Annotated in this window: 28 protein-coding genes; 14 read left to right on the plus strand and 14 right to left on the minus strand. The window is 55.0% G+C overall.

Annotation, left to right across the window (positions count from 1 at the left end; translation table 11 throughout):
• Positions 1 to 188: 188 nt before the first annotated feature.
• From BLU05_RS19715 to BLU05_RS19735, 5 genes are all read right to left on the minus strand, one after another.
• Complete coding sequence (locus tag BLU05_RS19715; RefSeq protein WP_091883806.1) at positions 189 to 533, minus strand: cupin domain-containing protein; 345 nt, start codon at positions 531 to 533, stop codon at positions 189 to 191.
• Between the two features lie 4 nt (positions 534 to 537).
• Positions 538 to 1,824 carry an O-acetylhomoserine aminocarboxypropyltransferase gene (locus BLU05_RS19720; protein WP_091883807.1) on the minus strand — a complete coding sequence of 429 codons (1,287 nt, stop codon included), beginning with the start codon at positions 1,822 to 1,824 and terminating at the stop codon, positions 538 to 540.
• A 62-nt stretch (positions 1,825 to 1,886) separates the two neighbouring features.
• Entirely contained in the window at positions 1,887 to 2,411 is a 525-nt protein-coding gene (locus BLU05_RS19725; RefSeq protein ID WP_091883809.1) for a CoA-binding protein, read from the minus strand.
• 4 nt (positions 2,412 to 2,415) lie between these two features.
• Positions 2,416 to 3,231, minus strand: coding sequence for an enoyl-CoA hydratase (locus BLU05_RS19730; protein WP_091883810.1), 816 nt, complete (start codon positions 3,229 to 3,231; stop codon positions 2,416 to 2,418).
• Between the two features lie 34 nt (positions 3,232 to 3,265).
• Entirely contained in the window at positions 3,266 to 3,802 is a 537-nt protein-coding gene (locus BLU05_RS19735; RefSeq protein ID WP_091883812.1) for a hypothetical protein, read from the minus strand.
• Positions 3,803 to 3,892: 90 nt separating this feature from the next.
• Between BLU05_RS19735 and BLU05_RS19740 the strand changes: the two genes are divergently transcribed.
• From BLU05_RS19740 to BLU05_RS19765, 6 genes are all read left to right on the plus strand, one after another.
• On the plus strand, positions 3,893 to 4,306 hold the full coding sequence (locus BLU05_RS19740) for a PaaI family thioesterase (RefSeq protein ID WP_175540677.1): 414 nt from the start codon (positions 3,893 to 3,895) through the stop codon (positions 4,304 to 4,306).
• Positions 4,307 to 4,595: 289 nt separating this feature from the next.
• The gene (gene rplM / locus BLU05_RS19745) at positions 4,596 to 5,060 is read left to right on the plus strand and encodes a 50S ribosomal protein L13 (protein WP_091883815.1); all 465 of its coding nucleotides are present in this window, start codon (positions 4,596 to 4,598) and stop codon (positions 5,058 to 5,060) included.
• Positions 5,061 to 5,062: 2 nt separating this feature from the next.
• A complete protein-coding gene (gene rpsI / locus BLU05_RS19750; RefSeq protein WP_091883816.1) occupies positions 5,063 to 5,539 on the plus strand; it encodes a 30S ribosomal protein S9 in 477 nt (158 codons plus the stop codon).
• Between the two features lie 127 nt (positions 5,540 to 5,666).
• Entirely contained in the window at positions 5,667 to 6,617 is a 951-nt protein-coding gene (speB, locus tag BLU05_RS19755) for an agmatinase (protein ID WP_091883818.1), read from the plus strand.
• A gap of 86 nt (positions 6,618 to 6,703) precedes the next feature.
• Positions 6,704 to 7,639, plus strand: a complete 936-nt coding sequence (gene argC / locus BLU05_RS19760) for an N-acetyl-gamma-glutamyl-phosphate reductase (protein WP_091883820.1) — start codon at positions 6,704 to 6,706, stop codon at positions 7,637 to 7,639.
• Positions 7,632 to 8,486 carry an aminoglycoside phosphotransferase family protein gene (locus tag BLU05_RS19765; protein ID WP_091883823.1) on the plus strand — a complete coding sequence of 285 codons (855 nt, stop codon included), beginning with the start codon at positions 7,632 to 7,634 and terminating at the stop codon, positions 8,484 to 8,486. The genes argC and BLU05_RS19765 overlap by 8 nt, the downstream gene beginning before the upstream one ends.
• Here BLU05_RS19765 and arsK read toward each other — a convergent pair.
• Complete coding sequence (gene arsK, locus BLU05_RS19770) at positions 8,475 to 9,689, minus strand: arsenite efflux MFS transporter ArsK (RefSeq protein ID WP_091883825.1); 1,215 nt, start codon at positions 9,687 to 9,689, stop codon at positions 8,475 to 8,477. The two genes, BLU05_RS19765 and arsK, sit on opposite strands and share 12 nt — an antisense overlap.
• 91 nt (positions 9,690 to 9,780) lie before the next feature.
• A complete protein-coding gene (locus BLU05_RS19775) occupies positions 9,781 to 10,884 on the minus strand; it encodes a COX15/CtaA family protein (protein WP_091883828.1) in 1,104 nt (367 codons plus the stop codon).
• A 246-nt stretch (positions 10,885 to 11,130) separates the two neighbouring features.
• Here BLU05_RS19775 and BLU05_RS19780 point away from each other — a divergent pair, with 246 nt between their 5' ends.
• On the plus strand, positions 11,131 to 11,346 hold the full coding sequence (locus tag BLU05_RS19780) for a DUF2842 domain-containing protein (RefSeq protein ID WP_091883830.1): 216 nt from the start codon (positions 11,131 to 11,133) through the stop codon (positions 11,344 to 11,346).
• A gap of 2 nt (positions 11,347 to 11,348) precedes the next feature.
• Here the strand turns inward: BLU05_RS19780 and BLU05_RS19785 are convergent, their stop codons facing one another.
• On the minus strand, positions 11,349 to 12,365 hold the full coding sequence (locus tag BLU05_RS19785) for a polysaccharide deacetylase family protein (protein ID WP_175540678.1): 1,017 nt from the start codon (positions 12,363 to 12,365) through the stop codon (positions 11,349 to 11,351).
• A gap of 170 nt (positions 12,366 to 12,535) precedes the next feature.
• On the opposite strand from BLU05_RS19785, the gene BLU05_RS19790 reads away from it, so the two are divergent.
• Positions 12,536 to 13,666 (plus strand): GNAT family N-acetyltransferase, encoded by a 1,131-nt coding sequence (locus BLU05_RS19790; protein WP_139210493.1) that lies wholly within the window; start codon positions 12,536 to 12,538, stop codon positions 13,664 to 13,666.
• On the opposite strand, the gene BLU05_RS19795 is transcribed toward BLU05_RS19790, so the two are convergent.
• Complete coding sequence (locus BLU05_RS19795; RefSeq protein ID WP_091883837.1) at positions 13,663 to 15,840, minus strand: GumC family protein; 2,178 nt, start codon at positions 15,838 to 15,840, stop codon at positions 13,663 to 13,665. The genes BLU05_RS19790 and BLU05_RS19795 overlap by 4 nt on opposite strands.
• Positions 15,841 to 16,073: 233 nt before the next feature.
• On the opposite strand from BLU05_RS19795, the gene BLU05_RS19800 reads away from it, so the two are divergent.
• The 5 genes from BLU05_RS19800 (at position 16,074) to BLU05_RS19820 (ending at position 21,161) form a co-directional block, all read left to right on the plus strand.
• Positions 16,074 to 16,595, plus strand: a complete 522-nt coding sequence (locus tag BLU05_RS19800; RefSeq protein ID WP_091884100.1) for a polysaccharide biosynthesis/export family protein — start codon at positions 16,074 to 16,076, stop codon at positions 16,593 to 16,595.
• Positions 16,596 to 16,604: 9 nt separating this feature from the next.
• Entirely contained in the window at positions 16,605 to 17,741 is a 1,137-nt protein-coding gene (locus BLU05_RS19805) for a glycosyltransferase family 4 protein (RefSeq protein WP_091883840.1), read from the plus strand.
• A gap of 87 nt (positions 17,742 to 17,828) precedes the next feature.
• The gene (locus BLU05_RS19810) at positions 17,829 to 19,370 is read left to right on the plus strand and encodes an undecaprenyl-phosphate glucose phosphotransferase (RefSeq protein ID WP_091883842.1); all 1,542 of its coding nucleotides are present in this window, start codon (positions 17,829 to 17,831) and stop codon (positions 19,368 to 19,370) included.
• On the plus strand, positions 19,367 to 20,617 hold the full coding sequence (locus BLU05_RS19815) for an O-antigen ligase family protein (RefSeq protein ID WP_244518442.1): 1,251 nt from the start codon (positions 19,367 to 19,369) through the stop codon (positions 20,615 to 20,617). Before BLU05_RS19810 ends, BLU05_RS19815 begins: the two co-directional genes overlap by 4 nt.
• 277 nt (positions 20,618 to 20,894) lie before the next feature.
• A complete protein-coding gene (locus BLU05_RS19820; RefSeq protein WP_091883845.1) occupies positions 20,895 to 21,161 on the plus strand; it encodes a hypothetical protein in 267 nt (88 codons plus the stop codon).
• On the opposite strand, the gene BLU05_RS19825 is transcribed toward BLU05_RS19820, so the two are convergent.
• The 4 genes from BLU05_RS19825 to BLU05_RS19840 all read right to left on the minus strand — a co-directional run bounded on the left by BLU05_RS19825 (position 21,139) and on the right by BLU05_RS19840 (position 24,359).
• Positions 21,139 to 21,939 carry an ABC transporter ATP-binding protein gene (locus tag BLU05_RS19825; RefSeq protein ID WP_091883848.1) on the minus strand — a complete coding sequence of 267 codons (801 nt, stop codon included), beginning with the start codon at positions 21,937 to 21,939 and terminating at the stop codon, positions 21,139 to 21,141. The two genes, BLU05_RS19820 and BLU05_RS19825, sit on opposite strands and share 23 nt — an antisense overlap.
• A 12-nt stretch (positions 21,940 to 21,951) precedes the next feature.
• Positions 21,952 to 22,653 (minus strand): ABC transporter permease, encoded by a 702-nt coding sequence (locus BLU05_RS19830; RefSeq protein WP_091883850.1) that lies wholly within the window; start codon positions 22,651 to 22,653, stop codon positions 21,952 to 21,954.
• Positions 22,654 to 22,663: 10 nt separating this feature from the next.
• Positions 22,664 to 23,386, minus strand: coding sequence for an ABC transporter permease (locus BLU05_RS19835; RefSeq protein WP_091883853.1), 723 nt, complete (start codon positions 23,384 to 23,386; stop codon positions 22,664 to 22,666).
• 133 nt (positions 23,387 to 23,519) lie between these two features.
• Positions 23,520 to 24,359: a transporter substrate-binding domain-containing protein gene (locus BLU05_RS19840; protein WP_091883855.1), complete on the minus strand. Its 840-nt coding sequence runs from the start codon at positions 24,357 to 24,359 to the stop codon at positions 23,520 to 23,522.
• Positions 24,360 to 24,552: 193 nt separating this feature from the next.
• Between BLU05_RS19840 and hutC the strand changes: the two genes are divergently transcribed.
• Positions 24,553 to 25,308 (plus strand): histidine utilization repressor, encoded by a 756-nt coding sequence (hutC, locus tag BLU05_RS19845; protein ID WP_175540686.1) that lies wholly within the window; start codon positions 24,553 to 24,555, stop codon positions 25,306 to 25,308.
• A gap of 2 nt (positions 25,309 to 25,310) precedes the next feature.
• Here hutC and BLU05_RS19850 read toward each other — a convergent pair whose 3' ends face one another.
• On the minus strand, positions 25,311 to 26,138 hold the full coding sequence (locus BLU05_RS19850; protein WP_091883858.1) for an SDR family oxidoreductase: 828 nt from the start codon (positions 26,136 to 26,138) through the stop codon (positions 25,311 to 25,313).
• Between the last annotated feature and the right edge of the window lie 9 nt (positions 26,139 to 26,147).

Below are 26,147 nucleotides of genomic sequence, written 5' to 3' on the forward strand. Positions count from 1 at the left end.
AGGATGCCACACGGCTAATCGCAAAAGATGCAAAAACATCGCCAATGGTGCAGAACTTGACTCCCTGCAACCACCCCTCTCCCTCATGGTGAGCTTGTCGAACCACGATGAACTGTTCGTGCCAGACTGCCCGGCTCAAAGCTTGGTGCGTGGTTCGACGGGCTCACCACGAGGGAGATAGGAGCGCCTCACAACCGGATTACATATTCCTTGCGGGTGGTTTCAATCACCTCCCAGGTGCCGCGAAAGCCCGGTTTCAGTACAAAACTATCCCCGGCCTCCAGATGGCGCTCTTCACCACCCTCTTCCGTGACAATCGAGCGGCCGGACAGGATGTGGCAGAACTCCCATTCATCATAGGAAATGCGCCACTTGCCCGGTGTTGCCTCCCAAATCCCGGCATAAAGACCGCCTTCCGCCTCATCGCAGTTCCAAGTGCGAAATTGCGGATCGCCCGAGATAACCCGGTCCGGCGCCGGCGCGCCGTGTTCAGGGTCAATGCTACCGAAATCGATACGGACAAAATGTGTCATGGGTTCATCCTGCCTTTGTCAGCGCCTGATCGAGATCAGAGATAAGGTCTTCGACAGTCTCGATACCAATCGATAGCCGCACCACATCGGGTCCCGCTCCTGCGGCCACCTTTTGCGCGTCGCTCAACTGCCGGTGCGTGGTCGATGCGGGATGGATAATCAGGGATTTTGTATCGCCAATATTGGCCAAATGCGAAAACAGCTGCAGGTGCTCGACCAGTTTCACGCCCGCTTCGTAGCCGCCTTTCAAGCCAAAGGTGAAAACAGCGCCGGCACCGCGCGGCGCATATTTTTGCTGCAAAGCATGGTATGGATCGTTTGGAAGTCCCGCATAGCTGACCCAAGCCACTTTCTCGTGGGTGGAAAGCCATTCGGCTATTTTCAGCGCATTATCCGCATGGCGCTGCATGCGCAGCGGCAAGGTCTCAATTCCCGTCAGAATCTGAAAAGCGTTGAACGGCGACAAGGCTGGTCCAAGATCGCGCAAACCAAGCACGCGGCAGGCAATAGCAAAGGCGAAATTGCCAAATGTTTCGTGCAGGACGATGCCATTATATTCGCTGCGCGGCTCGGATAGCAGCGGATAATTACCGGATTTTGACCAGTCGAAGGTGCCGCAATCAACAATCACACCGCCCATCGAATTGCCATGACCACCCAGAAATTTGGTCATGGAATGAACGATGATATCGGCGCCATATTCGATGGGCCGGATGAGATAGGGGGATGCCAGTGTATTGTCGACGATCAGCGGCAGACCATGTTTGTGGGCGATTTCGGCAATCGCCTCGATATCGGTGACGATACCACCCGGATTGGCAAAGCTTTCGATGAATATGGCGCGGGTCCGGTCATCGATCTGGGCTTCGAACGAGGCGAGATCATCCGGTTCCGCCCAGCGCACAAGCCAATCAAAAGATTTGAACGACTGGCCGAACTGGTTGATCGAACCGCCATAAAGTTTTTTGGAGGCGATGAAATTATCGCCGGGCTGCATCAATGTGTGAAAAACCAGCAGCTGCGCCGCATGGCCCGATGCGACAGCAAGTGCAGCGGTTCCGCCTTCTAGCGCCGCCACCCGCTCCTCAAGCACCGCATTGGTCGGATTGGTAATGCGCGTGTAGATATTGCCGAACGCTTTGAGGCCAAACAGCGATGCCGCATGGTCGGCATCATCGAAAACAAAAGCTGTCGTCTGGTAAATCGGCGTAGCACGCGCTCCCGTTGCCGGATCGGGCTGGGCGCCCGCGTGGACGGCAAGAGTTTCAATTCCGGGTGCGCGATGCGCCATGGTTCATCTCCCTGTCATCAATGATTTGCCCGAGGCTATGGGATTGCGGCTCTAACGCCAAATCATTTTGGCTGTCTTAAACCAAAACTCTGGAACCCTTGCCGCATCTGCGGTTTTTTCGCCGAAAGGATGCGGGAATTCACGCCGCTCCAGCCAATTTCGCCGCACAGCCGCGCATATTCAATCTTCGGGCAGCGATTCATGACCACCTGAATACCCGCAGCCTCGGCTTTGCGCGCCGCTTCATCGTGGCGAACGGTCAGTTGGGTCCAGATGACTTTGGGTAGTGGGTCCAGCGCCAGAACTTCGTCAACAATCGCAGGCACTGCATCGGAAGCACGAAATACATCGATCATGTCGATGGGTTCAGGGATATCGGCAAGACGCGCATAGACCTTTTGCCCAAGGATTTCCTTGCCCGCCTGCCCCGGATTAACGGGGATCACCCGGTAGCCCTTATCGATCAGATATTTCATCACAAAAAAGCTCGGCCGCACCTCATTGGCGGAGGCGCCGACCATGGCGATGGTTTTGACCGATGATAGAATGCCGCTGATATAGTCGTCAGGATAATAATCGTGATCCATGCCGTTATTCGCCCTTCCACTCCGGCTTGCGCTTTTCGATGAAGGCATTGATGCCTTCTTCCGCATCGCGTGCCAGCATGTTTTCCACCATCACCTCAGCCGTATAATCATAGGCATCAGACAGGCCCATTTCCGCCTGCCGGTAAAAGGCTTCCTTGCCAATCTTAACGGTCAAAGTCGATTTCTCTGCAATGGTTTGGGCGTATTTCCTGACAATCGGATTCAGGTACTCCTGCGGCACCACCCGGTTGATAAGGCCAAATTCCCGCGCTGTCGAAGCATCGATCGTCTCGCCGGTCAGCAGCATCTCCATCGCCTGTTTGCGCGAAACATTCCGCGATAGTGCGACCATGGGCGTGGAACAGAACAGACCAATATGGACGCCGGGCGTGCAGAAAGTGGATTTGTCGGAGCAGATGGCAAGATCGCAGGAGGCCACAAGCTGGCAACCGGCAGCTGTTGCAAGGCCATCAACAGCAGCAATCACCGGCCTTGGATGGTGCACGATCGCCTGCATCAGTTCGGCACAGAGCTTCATCGTCTGTTCGAAAAATGCGCGGCCACGGTCAGCGTCCTGCCGGTGCGCCGTCAATTCCTTGAGGTCATGTCCGGCTGAAAACAGCTTTTGCGCCGAATCGATAATGATGACGCGGACCGCCTTGTCATCACGCGCGACGAGCAGATGATCCAGAAGCAATTGCATCATGGCAATCGAGAGCGCATTGGCAGGTGGATTCTGCAATGTCAGGCGCAGCACGCCCGAGATGAGTTCATACCCGATGATTGGTTCATCCTTCCGGATAACGTGAACTTCTCCCATATTGCTCCTCATTTCTATGCGCAGACGCCCCCTATCAGAGACTTGTCCATTGTTTATAAAGCGGTTTGATCGAACTTAAATGCTTTTTGACGATAGCCAGATTCTCCGGTGACGGCCGTGCCTTCTCCACCGTTTCCAGCCCTGCTTTCAGACCATCGATCATATCGGCCTTCTGCTTGTCCGTGAGATTAGGGGTTGATGGGATGGTAGCAATCGCCTTTTCCACCTCCTCGCGCGGATCAGGATTGGTAAGCCAGTGATAGGTCACCATGATCGTTCGCGTGGTTTCGCCCCAGTCATTGAAATCCTTGAAGCCGTATTCCGCCGCTTTCCTGTCCAGCCGCGCCGCCGCTTCCGGTGAAGTGGCATTGCCGGCCGCTTCCTGCTTCATCTGCGCACCCACGGCGGCAAAGCTGTAAAGGAAGCGCTTTATAATGTCCTGTGTGAGTGTCACCGGTCGCACAGGCAGGCTGAACGGTTCAATCTGCGGCGCAGTCTGGCCGAAGGACGGTGTCACAGTGCTCGCCGCAAGAACGGCGATGACAAACAGCGTGGTTCGAAGCAATTTCATGGCTGGCTTCCTTGCAAAGAAGACACGGATGGCTAGGAATATCAGTGAATGTGCTGTGAGAACAGATGGAGCGTACCTGTGGGGACTGCAATGAATGTAGAAGCGTTAACAGCTTTTCTCGAGCGTGAATTCCCACAGGTGAATGCAGATGGCGTGGCTTATACGGTGACTGGCGCGGGTCCGGGGTATGCCACCATGCGACTTGACCCGGCGGACAAACATTTGCGTCCCGGCGGGACCGTATCAGGCCCGACGCTGTTTGCCCTTGCCGATATTGCCGCCTATATCGCGATCCTGGCCCAGATCGGCCCGGTAGCGCTGGCTGTGACGACTAACCTCAACATCAACTTTCTGCGCAAGCCGGAACTCGGCCCTATCGATGCCACGGCAAAGCTGCTCAAGCTGGGCAAACGGCTCGCCGTGGTGGATATATCGCTGACCAATGGTGGAGATAATGAACTCGTGGCCCATGCAACCGCGACCTATTCGATTCCACCGCGTTGATGAGCCTGCTATGGAAAACGAGCCTGTAGGCACCAAAAACGCAGAAAATCCTGCCGAAATTATGTGGTAATATAATACCTTTTTCTTAAACCATTGTTTTAATTATTTAATTTGTCAAAAACCAGAAAAACATCCGCTTGACGCAATCAGTATAGGCCGGTATTGAACCCCTCGACTGCCGTAGGTTCTTCCTGCGGCATTTAACTGTTGTGTGAATGGCGACCATCCACACAACGCAAGCAACAAGAAAAGCCTTCTTTTATGAAGGATGATCTCAAGGACGAACACAATGGCTACCTTCACTCAGAAGCCAGCAGATGTGACGAAAAAGTGGATCCTGATTGACGCCGAAGGCCTCGTCGTCGGACGTCTCGCTTCCATCGTTGCCAACATCCTGCGCGGCAAGCACAAAGCAACCTTTACCCCTCACGTTGACGATGGCGACAATGTCATCATCATCAATGCTGAAAAGGTTGCACTCACCGGTAAGAAGTTTACCGACAAGGTTTACTACTGGCACACCGGCCACCCAGGTGGCATCAAGGAACGCACTGCCCGTCAGCTGCTCGAAGGCCGTTTTCCGGAACGCGTCGTTGAAAAGGCTATCGAGCGCATGGTTCCCCGTGGCCCGCTCGGCCGTCGCCAGATGAAGAACCTCCGCGTTTACGCAGGTTCCAATCACCCACATGAAGCTCAGGCACCAGAAGTCCTCGACGTTGGCGCGCTGAATTCCAAGAACAAAAGGAGCGCATAAGAATGGCTGAGCTCAACTCGCTCGCAGATCTCGGTACTGCCGCCGCATCGACGCAGGCAGCTGCACCGGTTCATGTCCAGAAGCTTGATGCCAAAGGCCGTGCCTATGCAACCGGCAAGCGTAAGGATGCGGTTGCCCGCGTCTGGATCAAGCCAGGTTCCGGCAAGATCATCGTCAACGATAAGGAATACGGCAAGTATTTTGCCCGTCCGGTTCTCCAGATGATCCTGCAGCAGCCAATCGTTGCTAGCAACCGCGCTGGCCAGTACGACATCATCGCTACTGTTGCCGGTGGTGGTCTGTCCGGTCAGGCCGGTGCCGTTCGTCATGGCATTTCCAAGGCTCTCACCTACTTCGAACCTGCCCTGCGCGGTGTTCTGAAGAAGGGTGGTTTCCTTACACGCGACAGCCGCGTTGTTGAACGTAAGAAGTACGGCAAGGCGAAGGCCCGTCGTTCCTTCCAGTTCTCGAAGCGCTAATACAGCGTTTCAATTGGACAGAACAAAAAGCGGGCCTTCGGGTCCGCTTTTTTGTTGCCAATAAATGCGTTTACGGTAGCTTCGCCGCAAAGATGAAGATGCAGAATTCCCCGGAGTTAGAAATCCAATGCCATCGAAGACCATCGATCACGCCTTCACCGCACGGACATTGACCAGCGCAGCGAGCGATCCGACGCATGCGGGTGCGCTTTCGTTCATGCGCCGGCGCTACACCAAGAATCTCAACGGTGCGGAAGTGGTTGTCTGGGGCATTCCTTTCGATGCGGCTGTTTCCAACCGGCCGGGTGCGCGGTTTGGTCCGCAGGCGATCCGGCGGGCATCGGCAATTTTTGACAATGATCCGCAATATCCGTTCCAGCGCGATCTGTTTGAAGACCTCGCCGTGATTGATTACGGTGATTGCCTGCTTGACTATGGCAATCACCAGAAAACCCCTGCAACGATCGAGCGGGAAGCAACCAAAATCATTAAATCAGGTGCATTCCTGCTCTCCATGGGTGGCGATCACTTCGTCACTTGGCCAATTCTGAAAGCGCATGCTGCCAGGCATGGTCCGGTTGCGCTTGTGCAATTCGATGCGCATCAGGACACATGGTATGATGACGGCAAGCGCATCGATCACGGCTCATTTGTCGGGCGTGCGGCACGGGACGGCGTTATCGATCCTGCCCATTCGATTCAGGTGGGTATCCGCACCCATGCGCCAGATGATTGCGGCTTGCAGATTGTTTATGGCTATGAAGTGGAAGAAATGTCTGCCGCCGAGATTGCCAAGGCGATCATCAAGCGCACCGCAGGCAAACCGGTCTATCTGACCTTTGACATTGATTGTCTTGACCCGGCATTTGCGCCCGGTACCGGCACGCCTGTTGCGGGTGGTCCATCCTCGGCTAAAATCCTTTCCGTGCTGCGGCATTTGACCGAACTCAACATTGTCGGCGCCGACGTGGTTGAAGTCGCACCTGCTTATGACCATGCGGATGTAACGGCAATCGCGGGTGCCACAATAGCGATGTACTATCTTGGTATTCTTGCTGAGAAAAAAGCCAAGCGATGAAGCTGATAATTTGATTCAGGGTTCTTATATGTTGAATCCGGTTTTCTCGCTAACTCACTGAATACCAAGCTCTAAAGGCAACTCACATGAAACCGAAAATCTTTATCGACGGCGAACACGGCACCACGGGACTACAAATCCGGACGCGGCTTGCGGGCCGTCATGATCTGGAAGTGTTGTCCATTCCGGAAGCTGAGCGGCGCAACAAGGATCTGCGCACCGATTTCCTGAAGGGCGCTGATGTGGCCATTCTCTGCCTGCCTGATGATGCGTCGAAGGAAGCTGTGTCTATTCTTGAAGGGCATAACTCCACTCGGATCATCGATACGTCCACGGCGCACCGGATTCACCCCGATTGGGCCTATGGCTTTGCAGAGCTGGATCGCGCGCAGCGGCAGAAGATTGCCGATGCGCGGCTGGTTGCCAATCCCGGCTGCTATCCGACCGGCGCGATTTCGCTGGTTCGTCCCTTGCGCGATGCGGGTATTCTCCCCGGCGATTACCCAATCGCTGTCAATGCGGTGTCCGGCTATACCGGCGGCGGCAAGCAGATGATCGCGCAGATGGAAGACCCTGCTAATCCTGATCATATCAGCGCCAACAACTTCCTTTACGGCCTGCCACTCAAGCATAAGCATGTACCCGAGTTGCAGACCCATGGCCATCTGGACCGGCGTCCGATTTTCAGCCCCAGTGTTGGCCGCTTTGCGCAGGGTATGATCGTTCAGGTCCCTATATTCACCGGTGATCTCAACGGCAATGCCTCGCTTGAAACCATCCACGCAGCCTTGCAGGCACATTATGACGGCCAGAACATTGTGCAGGTCGTGCCGCTGGCTGAAAGTGCAGCATTGGCAAGGATCGACGCGGAGGAACTGCGCGATACAGACATCATGAAGTTGTTTGTGCTGGGCACGCCGGGTCAGGGAGAGGTCAATCTCGTCGCTGTGCTCGACAATCTCGGCAAGGGCGCCTCGGGTGCGGCGGTGCAAAATCTGGACCTCATGCTGAACAATGGCTGATCGCATTCCGGAGGTTTTTCCTGCGGAATGGCAGATCTCCTCGCCTGAATTGATCGTTGAAACCGATACCAGCCGCATCATCAAGGTGCGGCTGGACAATGGTACGCCCGCTATCGTCAAGGCGCTCAATGCAACTGGCATGCAGGAAGAGCTGCGCGGTGTGCATTATCTCGACTGGCACGATGGTAATGGCGCCATCCGTGTGCTGGCTGAGCAAGGCAACCTGCTGCTACTCGAATATGCGGGCAGCCGCACCCTGCTCGACCATCTCAATGAACATGGCGATGATGCCGCCACGGCTATCGCGGTTGATGTTATGTTGAAGCTTTTGAACAATAGCGGCAACAACAGACCTTTTGCATCGGACCTGCGCCCGCTGCGCGAACAGTTTGCCAGCCTGTTCCTGAAGGCGGATATTGATCAGCAAAATGGCACAGACAGTCTTTTTGTCGAAGCGGCCAAGGTGGTTGACCATCTGCTCGATAACCCAGTGGATGTTCAGCCACTGCATGGCGATATCCATCATGAGAATATTCTTCTGGGGGATCGCGGCTGGCTGGTCATCGATCCCAAGGGGCTTCTGGGCGATCCGATGTATGACGCCGCCAATATGTTCTATAATCCATTAGAGCGGCAGGATTTGCGCGCGAGCGAGCAGCGCATTGCCACGATGGCTCTGACATTTTCCCGCGCATTCAACCGGGATATCCGCACCATCCTCAATTATGCGATGAGCCACGCCTGTCTGTCGGCGTCGTGGCATACGGAAGATGAGAATTTTGACGAAGCGGAACTAAGCCTTGCCGTAGCAAGGGCCGTACAGCGCGTGCGGGCATCACTGGATTGAGCGCCTGACCAGTCCTGCCACCGTCAGGAAGGTCACAACCCCAAGAATTCCAACGAAAGCTGCAACTGACAGCGCCAGCGTGGGCCCCAGCTTTTCCATGATGAAAGCGAAAATGAATGGCGCGGATGATGAAACGATCAGCCGTGCCGATGTGATCTTTCCCAGAATCTCGCCATAGCCCTGATGACCAAACAGGGCGAGCGGCAATGTGCCCTGCACAATGCTGTTGAGACCTGATCCCATACCAAACAGCATGGCGAACAGCACCGCGCCGACAACAAGCGGCATGGGTTCCGGGGCAATGAGCATCATGAACGACAGGGGAATAAGCGCGGTCGATAAAACTGCAATCGACATGGCAGAAAGCTTGTTGCCAAAAACCATGTTGACCAATCGGGCGGCAAATTGCGACGGGCCAAAAATGGCACCGACAAGCACAGCTGACGTGCCAACACCAACGGCAGCAAGCACCGGCACGAGATGCACAAGCATGGCTGAAAGCGAAAAGCTTGCCAGCGAAAACCCGGCCATGATGAGCAGCAGCGCGGAACGTCTGCTTTCAAGCGGCAATAGCCCACTGATGGCATAAGTTGGTTCCTGAGAGACTTCCCCATGCAGTTTTGGCGAGCGCCGTGTCATCTGTGACAACCAGAAATGGATAGGAAAACAGATGAAAAACTGTAGGCCCGCATAGAACAGATAAATCTCACGCCACGTAAAAACCGTCAGCAAACGAGTGGCCAGCGGCCAGAACAAGGTGGAGGAAAACCCCGCGATCAACGTCAAATAGGTAATGCGGCGTGAGGCCATCTGCGGATCGATCTGCACGAGAACCGCGAAGGCAGTGTTGTAAAGAATGAACGGCGTTGCCATGCCGGTTGTGACAAGCGCCGGAGCAAACCAGAGCCAATTCTGCGATAGGACGCAGAGAAGCAGCGACAAGGTGGCGGCGAGCGAGCCGAATGTCATCACCCGCCCTGCCCCGAACCTGTCAGCCCAGCGGCCTGACCATGGGGAGACAATGCCGCCAATCAGAAGCGTTCCGGAAAATGCCGCATAGAGCCATTCGCGCGATTGGCCGAATTCCTGAGCCATGGCGGGTTCGAGGATGCTGAAGCTGTAATAGAGTGTGCCGTAGCTGACGATCTGCGTGACTGCCAGACCTGTCACAGCGGCCGTGGAGCGTCTCGCACTTAGGATCATGATTCTGGCTTTCGAAGCGGCGGGAAAGCTTCGCAGACCATAGCCAGCGAAGCTCTCAAATCACTACACCGAGTCTGCCTGCAAATACAGATTACACGCCGTAACCAGCACCAATTTTCGCTTCCGAAGGATACGCGCCCTTGGTGGCGCGCCAGTGAGCCACGGCAAAGCCGAGAATCACAATGGCAAATCCCTGATGCAAAAGGCCAAGGCTCATCGGCACCTGCATCAATAGCGTGGTAATGCCGATGGCGGCCTGCAGCAGCACCAGAACAACCATAAATATGGCGCGCCGCGCGTGGGTGGTGCCGGGCAAGCGGCGCACCGTAGCAAATGCCTGCCAGAGTGCCGCAAGCAGCACAAAATAGGCAAAGCAGCGATGGACAAACTGCACCAGCTTCGGATTTTCAAAGAAATTGTGCCAGATCGGTTGGATCGGGAACATATCGCCGGGAACGACTGCCCCATCCATCAACGGCCATGTATTGTAGGAAAGCCCGGCATCGAGCCCGGCAACCAGCGCCCCGAGATAAATCTGGATAAAGACAAACAGCACCAACCATCCGGCAAGGCGTTGCGTGGGCCGGTCGGCGGGTCGTTCGGAATAGACAGCCAGACCGCGCGCCACATACATTACCGCGGCAAAGATGATGCAGGCGAGCGTCAGATGGGTTGCCAGACGATACTGACTAACATCCACGCGGCCGCTCAAGCCTGAGGCCACCATCCACCAGCCGACAGCACCCTGCAGGCCGCCAAGCGCCAGAATAACGATCATCCGGGGTTGCAACAGCCGCTCAAGCCGACCCGTGAGCCAGAAGAAGGCAAGCGGAATAGCCACGAGAAAGCCAACTCCACGCGCCAGAAAGCGGTGTGACCACTCCCACCAGAAAATACGCTGAAATTCGCCCAGACTCATGCCCTTGTTGAGTTGTTCATACTGGGGAATGAGCTTGTATTTGTCGAACTCCTCGAGCCACTGCTCATGGCTTAGTGGCGGGATGATGCCATGGATCGGCTTCCACTCGGTGATCGAAAGGCCAGAGCCCGTCATGCGTGTCGCGCCACCAACCAATACAATCGTCGCAAGCACTATCAGCACGAGATAAAGCCAGATGCGGATCATTCTGCGGTTGCGGGCTTCGCGATCCCGGGCCGAGGACACAGCGCCTTCGGACATGGTGTGGGCAGCCATTCAAAACACTCCTGTCATCAGGCCGTAAACTCATCAATCGGATCGAACTGGTATGAGGCTTTTGACCATATCGATGAGTTTACGGCCTGAGCCGATAGGTGCAGCATAAGCATGGGGATGACAAGCGGGAGTTACGCGACAAGCCGTCGCGTTTTTAACCCCTGGTGGGCTTTTTTGCTTTGCGCGTGCGGTTTAACCCGGTAGACCAGTCCCCAAAAGAATAATGATCTCGATTGGAGTGGATGAATGCCTGTACGGCTCAAGAAACTTATCGGAACCGTCCTGCTGGTCACTCTGGTTTGCGTCTACGCCATCGTCGCAACGATTTTTGCTGTGGCGCTGCTTGCCAATGCCAGCCCATGGATTCACCTGATTTATTTTCTTGGAACCGGCCTGCTCTGGGTTATTCCGGCCATGTTCATCATCAGCTGGATGGAAAAACCGCCGAAGAAGAAAGCCTGAATTCAGGCCTGTATGACGCGTCGTCCCGCATTGGCGATCGGCGTCGTGACCCCGCTCATCATCGTCTGGGCATAGACCAGTTTTTGAAAACGGCCATTGATGGAGATTCGCGGCAAAGCATGCAGATTGTTGCTGTGTTCAACGTGAATGGTGCCATGCCGGGTCGTCACTGCTGACTGAAAGCCCTCAGCTGCGGCAATTTCCGCCTCGCGCTTGCCTGCCGCCTTGGCTGAACCATAGGGAAAGGCAAAATGCTGCGGCCGCGCCCCAAGCTTGTCTTCGATCATATCGGCTGACAGGCGCATTTCCTGCTCCACCATTCCCGAGGTCAGCTTTTTCAAGTTGTAGTGGTGAACCGTATGGCCGCCAATCGTACATAGTGGATCGCTGTTCATCTGGCGCAGCTCGCTCCAACTCATGACGTCGCGATCCTGCGCCACACCGCACACCATCCCTTCGGCTTCACACAGTTCACGCAGAACCGGCATCTGCTCGATTTCGTTCAGCGTGTATGAGAAATACCGCATAAGCGCATGAAATGCTGATCTTTTCTGGAAGAGCGTACTGCAACGCCATTCCGGACCACCCGGAATCCTGACAAAGTCCGCCTTGGCCACGAGACTTTCCACCACTTCCCACCACAGAACGGTAGCGCCCTCGATAAATCCCGGCGCTACATAAACGGTGAAAGGTACTGAATACTTCTGGAAGACAGGATAGGCATGGTAAAAATTATCATTATAGCCATCATCGAGCGTCACGGCGACAAAGCGCCGATCGGGCCGCCTTCCCGCCTTCACGCGTTCGACCACCTCATCCATCGAAATGAATTCGGTGCCTTCAGCTTTCAATGAGACAATGATCCGTTCGAGAAAGGCCGGTGTGATGGACAGGGAACGGGTGACACCCAATGGGCTGATACAATCGGGGCGCACCCGATGCAGCATGATGACAGACCCTAATCCGCCAAAATGGTCGCGCGCAGTTGATGCAAAACCCGTATGCCAGGCCAGTCGCATCACAGCCTTCCGTATCAAGTCGGCCGCGTGGACCATTCCTTCACCAATTCGCGCTAATTAAGGCATTATGAGACGAGGTTCTGAGCAGCCTTTCTTGCAGACTAAATGTTTATATAAGGTTGATCAATGTGGTGGCATTTGATGCAACGCCACTTTCACTGGAAACAGCAATGACTCGTCAACGACTCGATGCAAAAATCATTGCTGAACCCGGTGAAATAGCGGAGTTGTGGCAATCACTTCCCGAAACCTATGTGTTCGGGCCGGCTCAAACGTCTGACTGGTTTTCCCTATGGCAATCCAATGTTAATCGCGACTGCCTTGTTGCCTGCCTATATGCGGGAGAAACAGCCGTTTTCATTCTGCCGCTGGAGATCAATCAGATGGGACCGTGCCGGGTTGCCGCCTATCCCGGCGGCCCGCATGCCAATTGTAACTTTCCGGGCATTTCTCCTGCGCATCAGATCACCAGTGATGATCTGAAACGCCTGTTCGATGCCTTGCATCGGGTGCGGGCAGATATCGACCTCATATCGCTGGAACGGCAACTTCCGACATTGGATGGTTATGAAAACCCACTTCTGCAGCTTCCAAGCCGGGAGAATGCCAATATCAGTCTCGCCATCACGCTTGACCGGAATTTTCAGACGGTTCTCGAGCGCCATAACGCCAAGCGAAAATGGAAAAAATACCGCAATACCGTTCGCAAGTTTGAGGAAGCAGGCGGATACCGGGTTGTCACCGCCACAACCTCAGGTGAAACCGATGCCATGCTTGAGAACTACCTTACAAACAAGGCGGTAAAATTCGCGAAATCCGGCATCAGGAATACTTTTGAACCGCAGACAATCCAGAGGTTCTTCAAAGAGCTTTTTATGCGGCATGCCGGGAAGGGAAATCCTCTGTTCCAGCTCAAGGCGCTTGAGGTTGCCGGGCAATATCGTGCCGTGCTTGGTAAATCCTGGGCGAAAAGCCAGACTTTCATCGATTTCATCGGCATTACCGAAGACGAGTTGAACAATGCCAGTCCCGGCGAATTCCTGTTCTTTGAAGATATCAAGGACAGTTGCCAAACCAGCTTGTCGGTTTACAGTTTTGGCGTTGGTGACGAGCCGTACAAACGCAGCTGGTGCGATCTTGAGACAGCTGTCTATGACACGCAAATCAGCCTGACAGGCAAAGGCAAAGCCTATGCAGGATATCTCGCCACACGCGGCGAACTCCTGCGCGGCATCAAGAAGAATGAGCGTCTCTGGACGGCAGTGAAGAAAATGCGGTCGCGATTGTTGGGGCGCAATTAGAGTGTCGTGCGGATAATCGCACCGTCATCAAGCTCCAACGCACCATCCTTGAATGGGGTCAGAAGCTCCGGTTTGATAAAGCCGCCGTCGAAAATCGCCATGGATATCGCCTTAACGTCTGCATCATCAGGGTTGATCAGGCTCATAACAAGCTCAGAGCCATCATCCACAATGTGTTTCAGTTCGTCCGCCGTGGCTGGTCCGCTATCCACCACCACCAGATCATAGGCTGATTGCAAGGCATTGAGGATCATCGGCAGCCGCCCGATAGACTGCATGGCTTTTGCAGGATCATGGGTGCCTAGCGGAATAATTTCCGCCTGCGAGTAGTGATCGGCATGAATGACTTCGCTGAACGGCTGTTCGCTGGCCAGAAGATCAGTCATGCCAGCGAGATTCTGGCCGTCGAGCATGGAACGGCCCATCTGGCCCGATCCGGTCATATCAAGCAGCACAACCCTGACACCGCGATCGGCAAGTTCCCGCACCAGCAGAATGGTCAAGGCCGATGCTTCGTCGCCCTCGGGCGAGACGATCACAGCGCGCGCCGCGCCGCTTGCCATCAAACGGTCAGCAACCGCCGAAATACCGGAATGATCTGCTGGATGTTCAACGCTTGTGGCGGACGGCGTGAATATTGGCGCCGCCACAGCTGGTGCTAGCGGTTCATCCTTGTGAGGTGTGGTGATGGTTTCTGCAACCGGAGCCAACACAACTGGCTTGGATGTCACGACTTTCGCTTCGACGGGAGCAGCTTTCGCGCGAACCGCATGTGCCGGACGCAATGCCCGTCCGCTGAAAAGCGCACTGAGCAGTGTTCCAATGCTTAAGATCAGTAGAGACGCGACAAAAGCAGCCGCGGTCATCGGCAGCACTTTCGGGAAATATGGCTCTATCGGCTTGTCGGCACGCGAGAAAATTCGCACATCCGCCGGCAGATAACCGCGATCGGTACGCGATGACGCCTCGCGGTAGCGGGTAAGATAGGATTCAAGCAGTTGCCGCTGCGCTGTTGCTTCGCGCTCCAATGCCCGCAGTTCAACTTCTTCTTCCCCAGCCTTGGAGGATTGTGCCTTCAGGCCGTTCAGGGAGCGGTTCAGTTCTGTCTCGCGCAGGCGCGCGGTCTCCGCTTCACTCTCAAGACCTGTCAGTACCTTGCGGGCTTCGAGCCTGATCTGCTGGTTAAGATCAGCCAGTTGCGAACGCAAAGCCTTGATGCGCGGATGACCGCTCAACAGGGAGGCTGAGAGATCGGCGATATCATTATTGAGCTGAACCTGGCGTTCACGCAGCCGCTGGATCAGCGGCGACGCCATGACACTTGGCAGTGTCTCCACCGGCGCGCCCTTGGCAAGCGCAGTGCGGACGCTGGCAGCATTGGCCTCGCTTGCCGCCTTGTTGGCACGCACGCGCGACAGTTCTGAAGACAGTTCGGACAGTTGTTGTGTCGCCAGAACAGCATTGTTCTGGCCAATCAACAGGTCGGACGAGCTGCGATAGGCAGCAACCTTGGCTTCGGCGTCCTTCACCCGCTTGCTCAAATCAGCAATCTCAGGCTCAAGCCACCCGGTGGCATCCGCGTTGGATTGTGACTTCGACGCCTGCTGCGTTGAAACATATTCATCGGCAATAGCGTTGGGCACGGTGGCAGAAAGCGCCGGGTCCTTCGACGAAAACTGGATAACGATCACACGAGAATTCTGCACGCTATAGACAAGCAGACGATCCCGCACTGCCTGCAGGATATAGTCATCCCGCGCCGTCGCATCAGGATCGGCGGCAAGACCGATCCCGGCGAGCAGACGCTTGATCGCCGAAGGTTCAGCGCCAGCAGCCAGTTCCGCATTGTTTCCAAGATCAAGTTTTGCGATGACCCGCTTCAACAGGTCCGATGAGCCGATGAGTTCCACCTGGCTCTTGATTCCCTCCTGGTCGAGAACTGGCCGGTCATCACCCTGATCGCCAGTAGGGCGCGTAAAGACAGATTCGCGTGTCTCGATGAGAATGCGCGTTTCGGCGCGGTATTTCGGCGAAATGAACGAAAGGATAAGGAATGCCAGCAATGTCAGGAAGATTGCGCCCAGCAGAACCCGCACCCTGTTTTGCCATAAACTGGCAAAGAGAGCGCCGATATCAATATCTACGTCACTATCGACAGAGCCAGCCCGAGGCATTCCCCACTCCACTTTGAATGCCGCAATGGTAAAGACCTATGGTAACCAGCGGGTTAAAATATTCAGAACTATCAAGAACACGGCATAACTAAAGTATCAGCGCAATTTACCAGCCATTAACCCTAATGAACTGATAATCCCGCACAGAGTCGAGCGAATTCGTCGCCATTGTTGCAAGGGTATTTACGGTGTTCAGCAAGCAAATCTTTCTGGTAGCGATCAGCGTTGTGTCCATGGCACTTGGCGGCTGTGCGAGTTATCGCCCTGCCCCTGCGGCATTCCACGAAGCCATCAACAAGCCTTATCTGCTCGATGCGGGCGACCGGATACGCCTGACCGTCTTTGAACAGGAAGGCATTACCAACACCTATAGCATCGATCAGGCCGGCTATATCTCCGTGCCGCTGATCGGTAGTGTTCCCGCCCGGGGCAAGACCATTCAGCAGATCGAGGCAGCCGTTGCAGCCAAGCTGCGCAAGGGCTACCTGCGCGATCCTGATGTTGCGGTGGAAATTGACCGCTACCGCCCGATCTTCGTAATGGGTGAAGTCGGTGCAGCCGGTCAGTATTCCTACGTTCCCGGAATGACCGCCCAGAAGGCCATTGCTGCTGCCGGTGGTTTCAGTGCCCGCGCCAATCAGGCGGATGTGGATATTACGCGCCAGCTCAATGGCGAAATCCTGACGGGCCGCGTGACCATTTCCGATCCAGTCCTGCCCGGAGATACGGTCTATGTACGTGAGCGCTTCTTCTGATCTTCCTCTATGATCGACAAACAGTCCCTTCGAATTGTTCACTGCTTTCGCGCACCTGTCGGAGGAATATTCCGCCACGTGCGCGATTTGATTGATGCCCAGATAGAAGCAGGACATCAGGTGGGCGTCGTTTGCGATGCATCAACCGGCGGCGATTTCGAAGAAGCCCTGCTCTCAGATATGCAGGACAAGCTCGTATTGGGGCTTAAGCGCATTGCCATGCAACGGCAGATCGGCCCGGGCGATGCTATCGCCGCCGTCCGCACGTACAGGACAATTAAAGCAATGCAACCCGATATCCTGCATGGTCACGGCGCCAAGGGCGGTACCTATGCCAGGATATTTGGCTCGCTACTACGACTGTCGGGAAACCGCATTGCCCGTTTTTATTCGCCGCATGGGGGCAGTCTCCATTATGACCCGTCCACAATGGCGGGGCGCGGGATTTTCTTCATTGAGAAGATTATGGAGAGGATGACCGACCGGATCATCTTTGTTTCGGCCTTTGAACGCAGTGTTTACACCAGCAAGATTGGTGCGCCGCGCTGTAAATCGGCACTGATCTATAATGGCCTCGCGGATAAGGATTTTGAACCGGTTCAGGCCAATAAGGATGCAGCGGACTTCCTGTTCATCGGCGAACTGCGCACCCTGAAAGGCCCGGATATCTTCATTGACGCACTGGCCAAAGCGAGCATCGCAAGTGGGCGTGCGCTATCCGGCGTGATCGTGGGCGACGGTGCGGAACGTGCGAGCCTTGAAAAGCAAGCTTTAGCAGTTGGAATCGGTGCGCATATCCGCTTCTTCAAACCCATGCAGGCACGGGAAGCATTCCGCCTCGCCAAAGTCGTGGTGATTCCGTCCCGAGCAGAGGCCCTGCCCTATATCGTGCTGGAAGCGCTGGCTGCCAGCAGGCCCGTTATCACCAGCCATATCGGCGGCATCCCCGAAATATTGGGCAATGATTCCCCTGCTCTGGTACGTCCAGATCCGCAAGAGCTCGCCGAGAAAATGCTTGTTGTACTCAGCGACCTGACTGCGTTTCGCGCCGCGCTCCCTGATAGCAACTTACTGCGGCAAAGGTTCAGCGTGCACACCATGGCAACTCAGCTTGAGAGTGAGTATTTCGCTGCCTTGAATCCCTGAACCACCGCTGCAACGCGCATTTTCATGCAAGTATTTTTAATCATATCCGTGCTATTACGGCACTATAAAAAACGTTCAGGGTGCAGCATGAAAGACAGAAAAGGGGAAACCAGATTCTCGCGGGATGCCGTGCGCGATCTCGCGTCCAGTGCTGGTTCTGCGCCAAAAGAAAAAGTGGTACTCAGCCCTGTCGCTTATCAGATAGCGTCGCAATATGCGCGCAACAGCAATTCGCCTGTCATGATCAGCGGAATCATGCGGATTGTCGAATTCCTGATCATCGTCCTAAGCGGGATCACCGTTTTTCTGATGTATGTTGGCCCCGCTCCGGGGGTTGTCTTCAGCTATACATTCGCAATTCTTGCAACCGCTATCGTCGGCGTGCTGGTGTTGGAACTGACGGATAGTTACCAGCTGGCGGTGATGCGCAATCCATTCACCCGGTTCGGCCGTCTGCTGATGGCTTGGTCCGGCACATTTGCCCTGATGGCACTGGCAGCATTCTTCCTGAAAATTTCGGAAGCCTATTCGCGCATCTGGCTTGGTGCCTGGTTTGTATCCGGACTGGTCCTTTTCGTTGTGTTTCGCGTGATCATGTCCCGGCTTATTCGCCGCTGGGCACGCAATGGCAAGATGGAGCGCCGCGCTGTCATCGTTGGCGGCGGCAAGCCTGCCGAAGACCTGATCCGTTCCATTGAAAAGCAGCCCTATAATGACATCCGTATCTGCGGCGTGTTTGATGACCGTGACGCCAAGCGCTCGCCACCCGTCGTTGCCGGTTATCCGAAACTTGGCAATATTTCCGAACTTATCGAGTTTGCGCGTATCGCCCATATTGACATGCTCATCGTCTCCCTGCCGATCACGGCGGAAGAGCGCGTTCTGGCGCTTTTGAAGAAGCTGTGGGTGCTGCCTGTCGATATCAGGCTTTCGGCACACAATAATCACCTGCAATTCCGGCCGCGCGCCTATTCCTATATCGGCTCGATTGCCATGATCGACCTGTTCGACAAGCCGATCAATGATTGGGATTCGGTGGCCAAGCGGGCCTTCGATATCTTTTTCAGCCTTTTTGGAATCATCGTTTTCAGCCCTTTCATGCTGGCAACGGCAATAGCGATCCGGCTGGAAAGCAAGGGCTCGGTCATTTTCAAGCAGCAGCGGCATGGCTTCAACAATGAGATCATCGAAGTATGGAAATTCCGCTCCATGTATACGGAAATGTGCGACCCGACGGCGCGCAATGCGGTGGTGAAGAATGATCCGCGCGTCACGCGTGTCGGGCGCATTATCCGCAAGACATCCCTTGACGAACTGCCGCAGTTCTTTAATTCCCTGATGGGAACGCTGTCGCTCGTCGGCCCCCGGCCCCATGCCATCTCCGCCCACACCCACGACCTTTTATACAATGAGGTTGTGGACGGCTATTTTGCCCGTCACCGGGTCAAGCCGGGCGTGACAGGCTGGGCGCAGATCAATGGCTGGCGCGGCGAGATCGATACGGAAGACAAGATCAAAATGCGGACGGAATTCGATCTCTACTACATCGAAAACTGGTCCTTGTGGTTCGATCTGAAGATCCTGTTTCTGACACCGGTCCGTCTGCTCAACACGGACAACGCCTATTGAGCACCACCGTTAACCCCGTTGATTTTGCCAGCGTCGATAGAGCCGCCAGAAACCGCTTTCTGATCAAGCTTGTCTCGATGCTGGCGGTCGGATTCGGCGTCTTTCTCAGTGGCTTCGTCATCAACGAGCCCGCGCCCTATGAACTCTATATGGCCGTGCTGATCGTGGTCTGGGCTCTGTTCGGCCTGCGCTTTTCCCGCAGTGTCGTTGTTCTGCTCGCCCTGTTGGTCATCTTCAATCTCGGCGGTTGGCTATCTGTGGCGCAGATGCCAGACCTCAAGACAGCACCCATGTATATGGCCGTTTCGCTGTTTCTTGCCTTCACATCGGTTTTCTTCGCCGCGATCATTGAAGGCAATCACCGCATCCTGCCAGCAATATTCAACGGCTATCTCATTGCCGCAGTCTGTACCGCCATGCTCGGTATTTTAGGCTATTTCGATGCCTTCCCCGGCGCTGATGTGTTTACCCGTTATGGCCGCGCCATGGGTGCGTTCAAGGACCCGAATGTGTTTGGGCCATTCCTCATTCTGCCGATTGCCTGGCTGGTGCACGGCATATTGGTTGGCAATTTGCGAACCCTGCCGCTGCGCCTCATCCCTACGCTTATTCTCACGCTTGGTGTTTTCCTCTCCTTTTCCCGTGCTGCCTGGGGCATGGCGGTTCTGGTGATTGCCGGCCTTGCCCTTGCGCTTTTCATTCGAAGCCCGAGCCGTCTTTTCCGCCTCCGGATTGTCTTCCTCGCCGGTCTGGCGGTGGTTGTGCTTCTCATTGCCATCCTCATTGCCCTGCAAATCCCCAGCGTCTCGGAGCTGTTCTTTGCGCGGGCACAACTGGTACAAGACTATGACGATGCGCAGTTCGGACGTTTTGCCCGCCATTGGTACGGCCTGCTGATGTCCGTTGATCATCCCTTTGGCATTGGGCCTCTGGAATTCGGTCCCATCTACGGCGAAGATACCCATAATATCTGGCTAAAAGCAGCGCTCGACTATGGATGGGTCGGCTTCATCAGTTATCTGACACTAACCATGCTCACACTGGGTCTGGGGCTGCGTATTCTCTTCCGGGATCGCCCGTGGCAACCCTTCCTGCTCTGCGCGTACCTCACCTATGTCTCGCATGTGGTTGTCGGCAATGTCATCGATACGGATCACTGGCGCCATTTCTATATTCTGGTTGGAATCATCTGGGGCTGCGCTGCGCTTGAAGCGCGTCATTCCTCATTGTCCCCGACTAACAAGTAATTCTGAAAGTAATGGTATAGATATTACCGCAATATGCTCTACTTGAGTGCATTTCGTTATTAATATTCCATTCGATACATTCATCCTCAACAAATGAAAACCACGAAACAACCAAAAATTATTTTGGAATATATACACAATACAAACTCAATACTCACATTGAAAAGAAGCCATTCTGCATGTAAGATCATGCGATTATTTTGAATTTCTCATATGAGAAGGATTTCTATTCTATAAGTTGAGTCAATGCACTTAGAAGAATGGGTGGAAAAGGTCGTTGACGTTTTTAGATACTGATAATCCGAATTACTCGAAAGCCGACGGCCAACTCATGCAGCAAGCACTGGAGGAAGCTGCACGGAAGCTGAGCATCGAGGACGACAATGACCCGGAACGCAAAGTTCTGGCGCGGTTTATCCGTGCCGCGTTCCTCATCGGCAACCGGGACGCCGAAGCGATGGCTGGATTTGCAGTGGATGCAGTGCTTGTGCGGCGCAGAGCCGCTGCAAGCGTAAGCCGCCCTAGCCTCGGAAATTACCGATAAACTGGCGAAATGCGGGTGAGGATTCACCGCTGAACATCTCTGGGGGTGCCCCGGTGCAGTCGATCTGCCCTTCCCGCATGAAAACGACGCGGTTCGAGACGTCTCGGGCAAAATTCATTTCATGGGTGACGACGAGCATGGTCATGCCCTCCTCGGCCAAAGCACGCATGACGCGTAGCACTTCACCCACAAGCTCTGGATCAAGCGCGGAGGTGGGCTCGTCAAACAACATAACCTTTGGTCTCATCGCCAGCGCTCGCGCTATGGCAGCGCGTTGCTGCTGGCCACCGGAGAGATGGGCCGGATAGGCATGGCGCTTTTCTGCAATGCCGACTTTTTCCAGAAGCGCTTCTGCTTCAGCAATACACTCGGCTCTGGGGCGTTTCAGCACATGGACAGGCCCTTCGATGACATTCTGCAGGATCGTCATATGCGACCATAGATTGAAGGACTGAAACACCATCCCAAGTTCCGCGCGGATATGATCCACCTGCTTCGAACTCGCAGGCATGTTCTTGCCGTGCTTCTTGACCATGTTGATATGTTCGCCATCAACCCAGATTTCGCCTTCGTCAGCAATTTCGAGCAGATTGATGCAGCGAAGGAAGGTGGATTTGCCCGAACCGCTCGATCCGAGAATGGAGATCACATCACCATCATCGGCTTCCAGAGAAATACCGCGCAGGACTTCCAGTGAACCAAATTTCTTGCGGATGTTACGCACAGAGAGCCGATTGACGGTTGCTGTGCTCGGGTCGCTGGAGTGTTCATGCACCATTGCTGATATTCCTTACGGCAAACGCGAAACGGCAGCGCGCCGATGGTGTGAAAGCCTATATTCCAGCAGCGCCATGGCCTGCAGGATCAGAAAATTAAGAACGAGATAGATAACTGCCGCGCATAGAAACACTTCCATGGTGCGATAGGTCTGCGAGATCAGCCGCTGCGCCACGCCGGTCACTTCCCAGACTGTCACAAGGCTGGCGAGCGCTGTTGATTTCACCATCATAACGATTTCCGTCGAATAGGCTGGTAGCGCATGGCGGAATGCGATGGGTCCAATGATGCGGCGTACCAGCAAAAAACCGGACATGCCGATGGAGCGCGCCGCTTCGATTTCACGGGCCGGAACAGCACGCAGACCGCCACGAAAAATCTCGGCGGAATAACCGGCGGTACACAAGGCGAGCGAAAGGACTGCGCAAACAAAGGGTTCACGCAGGAACGGCCAGAGAAAACTATAGCGAATGAAGCCGAACTGTCCGAGGCCATAAAAGACGAGAAACATCTGGATCAGCAGCGGCGAGCCGCGAAACACAAAAATATAACCCTTGGCGAAATTACTGAGGATCGGGTTTTTGGCGACACGCATCCACACGATCAACAATGCCAGCAAACCGCCTGATGAAACGGAAAGAAAAAACAGGCCAAGCGTCATCGGCACGGCTGCCAGCAGGGTTTTCATGGTCTGGAAAATGAAGGCAAAATCCATAACCGCTCCCTCAAGCCTGACCGAAGGAAGATGGCATGGAGCGATTGGCGCGCCGTTCCGCCCGCGTAAACAGCCGATCCGAAAGGCTTGTCAAAATAAGGTAGAGACAGCCACCCGCGATAAAGAACAGGAAATATTGCCGCGTGGACCCCGCAGCAACCTGGCTGGTGCGCATCAGGTCCGCCAAGCCGGTGACGGATACCAGCGCCGAATCTTTCAGGCTGAGCTGCCAGACATTGCCGATGCCCGGAATAGCGAAACGAAGCACCTGCGGGGCAATGATGCGCCGGAAGCGCAAGCCACGATGCATGCCAATGGCCTCCGCCGCTTCCAGTTCACCTTTGGGGATGGCGAGAAATGCGCCGCGATAGACTTCCGCCTGATAGGCCCCAGAGATAATGCCGACCGCCAGCGCACCCGCGGCAAAGGATGGCAGGCCGAGAAAGCCTTCATAACCAAGATAACGCCCGATGGCTGTAACAGCACCGGAGCCACCGAAATAGACGAGATAGATGATCAGAAGTTCGGGAACACCGCGAAATACAGTTGTATAGGCATTGCCGAGTGTACGCAGAACCCCGCCGCCGGAAAGTTTGGCCCATGCCACCAATGTGCCGACCACAGCGCCGATAAGCAGAGCGACAATGGTCACGCAAAGGGTCATCACGGCACCGGCGATCAGCAGACCGCCCCAGCCCTTCTGTCCAAATCCGAGCACTTCGATTAGCCACATCAGCTGTGTTCCCGCTCCGACCGGTTGATCCGGTTTCAAGAGTATAGGCGGGCATTGCCGGACAGTGTAAATGCTTCACATTGTCCGGCAATGCCTTATTCATCCAAAAGACATTACCGCCTTGTGGGAATAGTTACGGGCTAACGTCAGTCTTGAACCACTTCAGCGAAAGGGTTTTCACCGTGCCGTCTGCCAGTGCTGCGGTGATGGCCTTGTCAAACATCGCCTTCAGGTCTGTGTCAGCCTTGCGAATGCCCAGACCTTCGCCAATGCCGAAAAGCGTGCCGCCGAATTCTGGGCCGGTGAAAACCAGTGCGCCATTGGCTTTTTCGAATGTGGTGCCGAAATACACGGCGTCATCGAAGGCAAGATCAATACGGCCGGACTCAAGATCAAGATCGCGTTCCGCGCCTGTTTTGTATTCGCGCACCGTGGCGATGCTGCCAAAATTGTCATAGATGAACTTGGCATAGACAGTTGCAGCCTGAATGCCGATGGTCTTGCCCTTGAAGGCCGTCTTCATTGCTTCAATTTCCGCAACGCCTGTTTGACCCGGCGTAAGCTTCAGAACCGAGCCTGTACCGGCAGCATTGACCAGAGGGCTGTCTTTTTGGGTGGCAAAGCCCGCATGGGTATTGGCGTAGGGAATCGAGAAATCGATAACCTGCTTGCGCTCGTCAGTGATGGACAGCGCATCCATAATGACATCGAACTTGCCCGCATTGAGCGCCGGAATCATGCCATCCCAGTCGGAGGCAACAAGCTTGCATTCAACCTTCATTTCCTTGCAGAGATAAGCAGCCAGTTCAGGCTCAAAACCGCCGAGCGTTCCGTCGGGGTTGGTCACATTCCACGGGGCGTAGGCACCCTCTAGCGTAATAGTGACTGTTTTCCATTCTTTCGCATGGGCTGCGGACATGGACAGCGCAGAAAGCGCTATCGCTCCTGACAGCAAGAGCTTGTGTAGTTTCATCGGCCTTCTCCTCTTGAGGTTGGCAAGTGTTGAACCTGTGTTCCCGTACCACGCTGCGGTGGCTTTTGAGCTTTTGTCTTTTCGCAAGTTGTATATGGTACCTTATGACATCCCCCGTGCCGCGCAAGAGGGAAAGTCGTGGTGAGAGGCAAAATCTGATCCTGCACAAGGAATGAGCAATGAAAGGCCTGAGATGACCAATGCCATGCTCAAGATACAACCTGACACACGTGTTCGTTCCCCACTCTATGCCAATGTGAAGCGGATGATCCTTGGCCGCATTCATAGCGGAGAGTGGCCGCCTGAACATCGCGTGCCCTCGGAAAACGAACTCGTGGCGGGGCTTGGGGTCAGCAAAATGACCGCTAACCGCGCCTTGCGGGAACTCGCCAATGAAGGCGAACTGGTGCGCATTCGCGGCGTCGGTTCGTTTGTCGCGGCGCGTAAGGGCCATTCAACCCTGTTTGAAGTGCGCAATATCGCCGATGAAATTGTCGAACGCGGCCATACCCACAGCGCCGCCGTCATTCGTCTGGCACGGGAAAAAGCCTCGTGCGCCGTGGCGGAAGCACTTAACCTGTCTTCCGGTGCCACAGTGTTTCACTCGCTGATCGTGCATAGCGAAAACGGCGTTCCCGTCCAGATCGAAGACCGGTTCGTTAACCCCGCTGCCGCTCCGGATTATCTTTCTCAGGATTTCACCGCCCTTACGCCCAACGCCTATCTTAGCGCCAATGCTCCCTTGAGCGGATCAGAGCATATTGTCGAAGCGGCCATGCCGTCAGCGCGCGAGCGCAAGCTGCTTGGTATTTTGCGCAAGGAACCCTGTCTTGCTATCCGCCGTCGTACATGGTCGGGCAAGTCAGTGGTGTCGCTGGTGCATCTGGTTTATCCCGGCAATCGCTACCGGCTGGAATCGCGAACCGGTGCAACGCCGGACAAACTCTGACGCTACTTGGTCGCCTTGCCGCTCTGCGACTGGCCAAGCTTGTGGAAGCTGCGGGTCTTTCTGGTCATGAAATTCAGATAGGCATTAACAGGCATGAACCGTTTGAAGAAATAAGCCTTTCTGTCCCCGGCGTGCGGCAGGAGAAGATACTGGTTTGTCTCTACAGCGCGATAAATGCGGTCGGCGATTTCTGCGGCGGTAATGGGTGCCTTTTCAAACAGCCGTTCAATCTTGGCTGCTGCCGCAGGACTGCGCAAGGATTCCGTCAGATTGGTGCGGAAGAAAGACGGGCAGACAACCGTGACGCCGATATTGTTCGGCGCCAGTTCCACGCGCAGAGTTTCAGAAAACGCCACGACCGCGGCTTTCACCGCATTGTAGCTTCCCATCATTGGCGGATGAACCAGCCCTGCCATGGATGCCGTGTTGACGAAATGGCCCTTGCCTTGCGCCTTGAAAACCGGAGCAAAGGCCTGACAACCACGCACGACGCCCAGAAGATTGATGTCGAGCACCCATTGCCACTGTTCAATGGTTTCGCTTGCAAGCGCGCCAGCTGTTCCCACACCGGCATTGTTGAAGACCACATCAACACCGCCCCATTCCCGCAGCAATTCCCCGGCAACAGCCTGCAAATCCTCCAGCTTGGTCACATCGCAGTGCCGATAGATGCCCTCGCCTCCAGCGGCTTTGATAAGATCAAGCGTCTCCTGACCGCGTGCGTCATTGAGATCGCCGATGCAGATGAGAGCACCATCGCGGGCCCAGCGCAGGGCAATTTCCCGTCCAAGACCGGAAGCACCGCCAGTAACAAAGATGCGCTTTTTCATCAGGGTGTT

This window comes from Phyllobacterium sp. OV277, assembly GCF_900104355.1.
GTDB lineage: Bacteria > Pseudomonadota > Alphaproteobacteria > Rhizobiales > Rhizobiaceae > Phyllobacterium.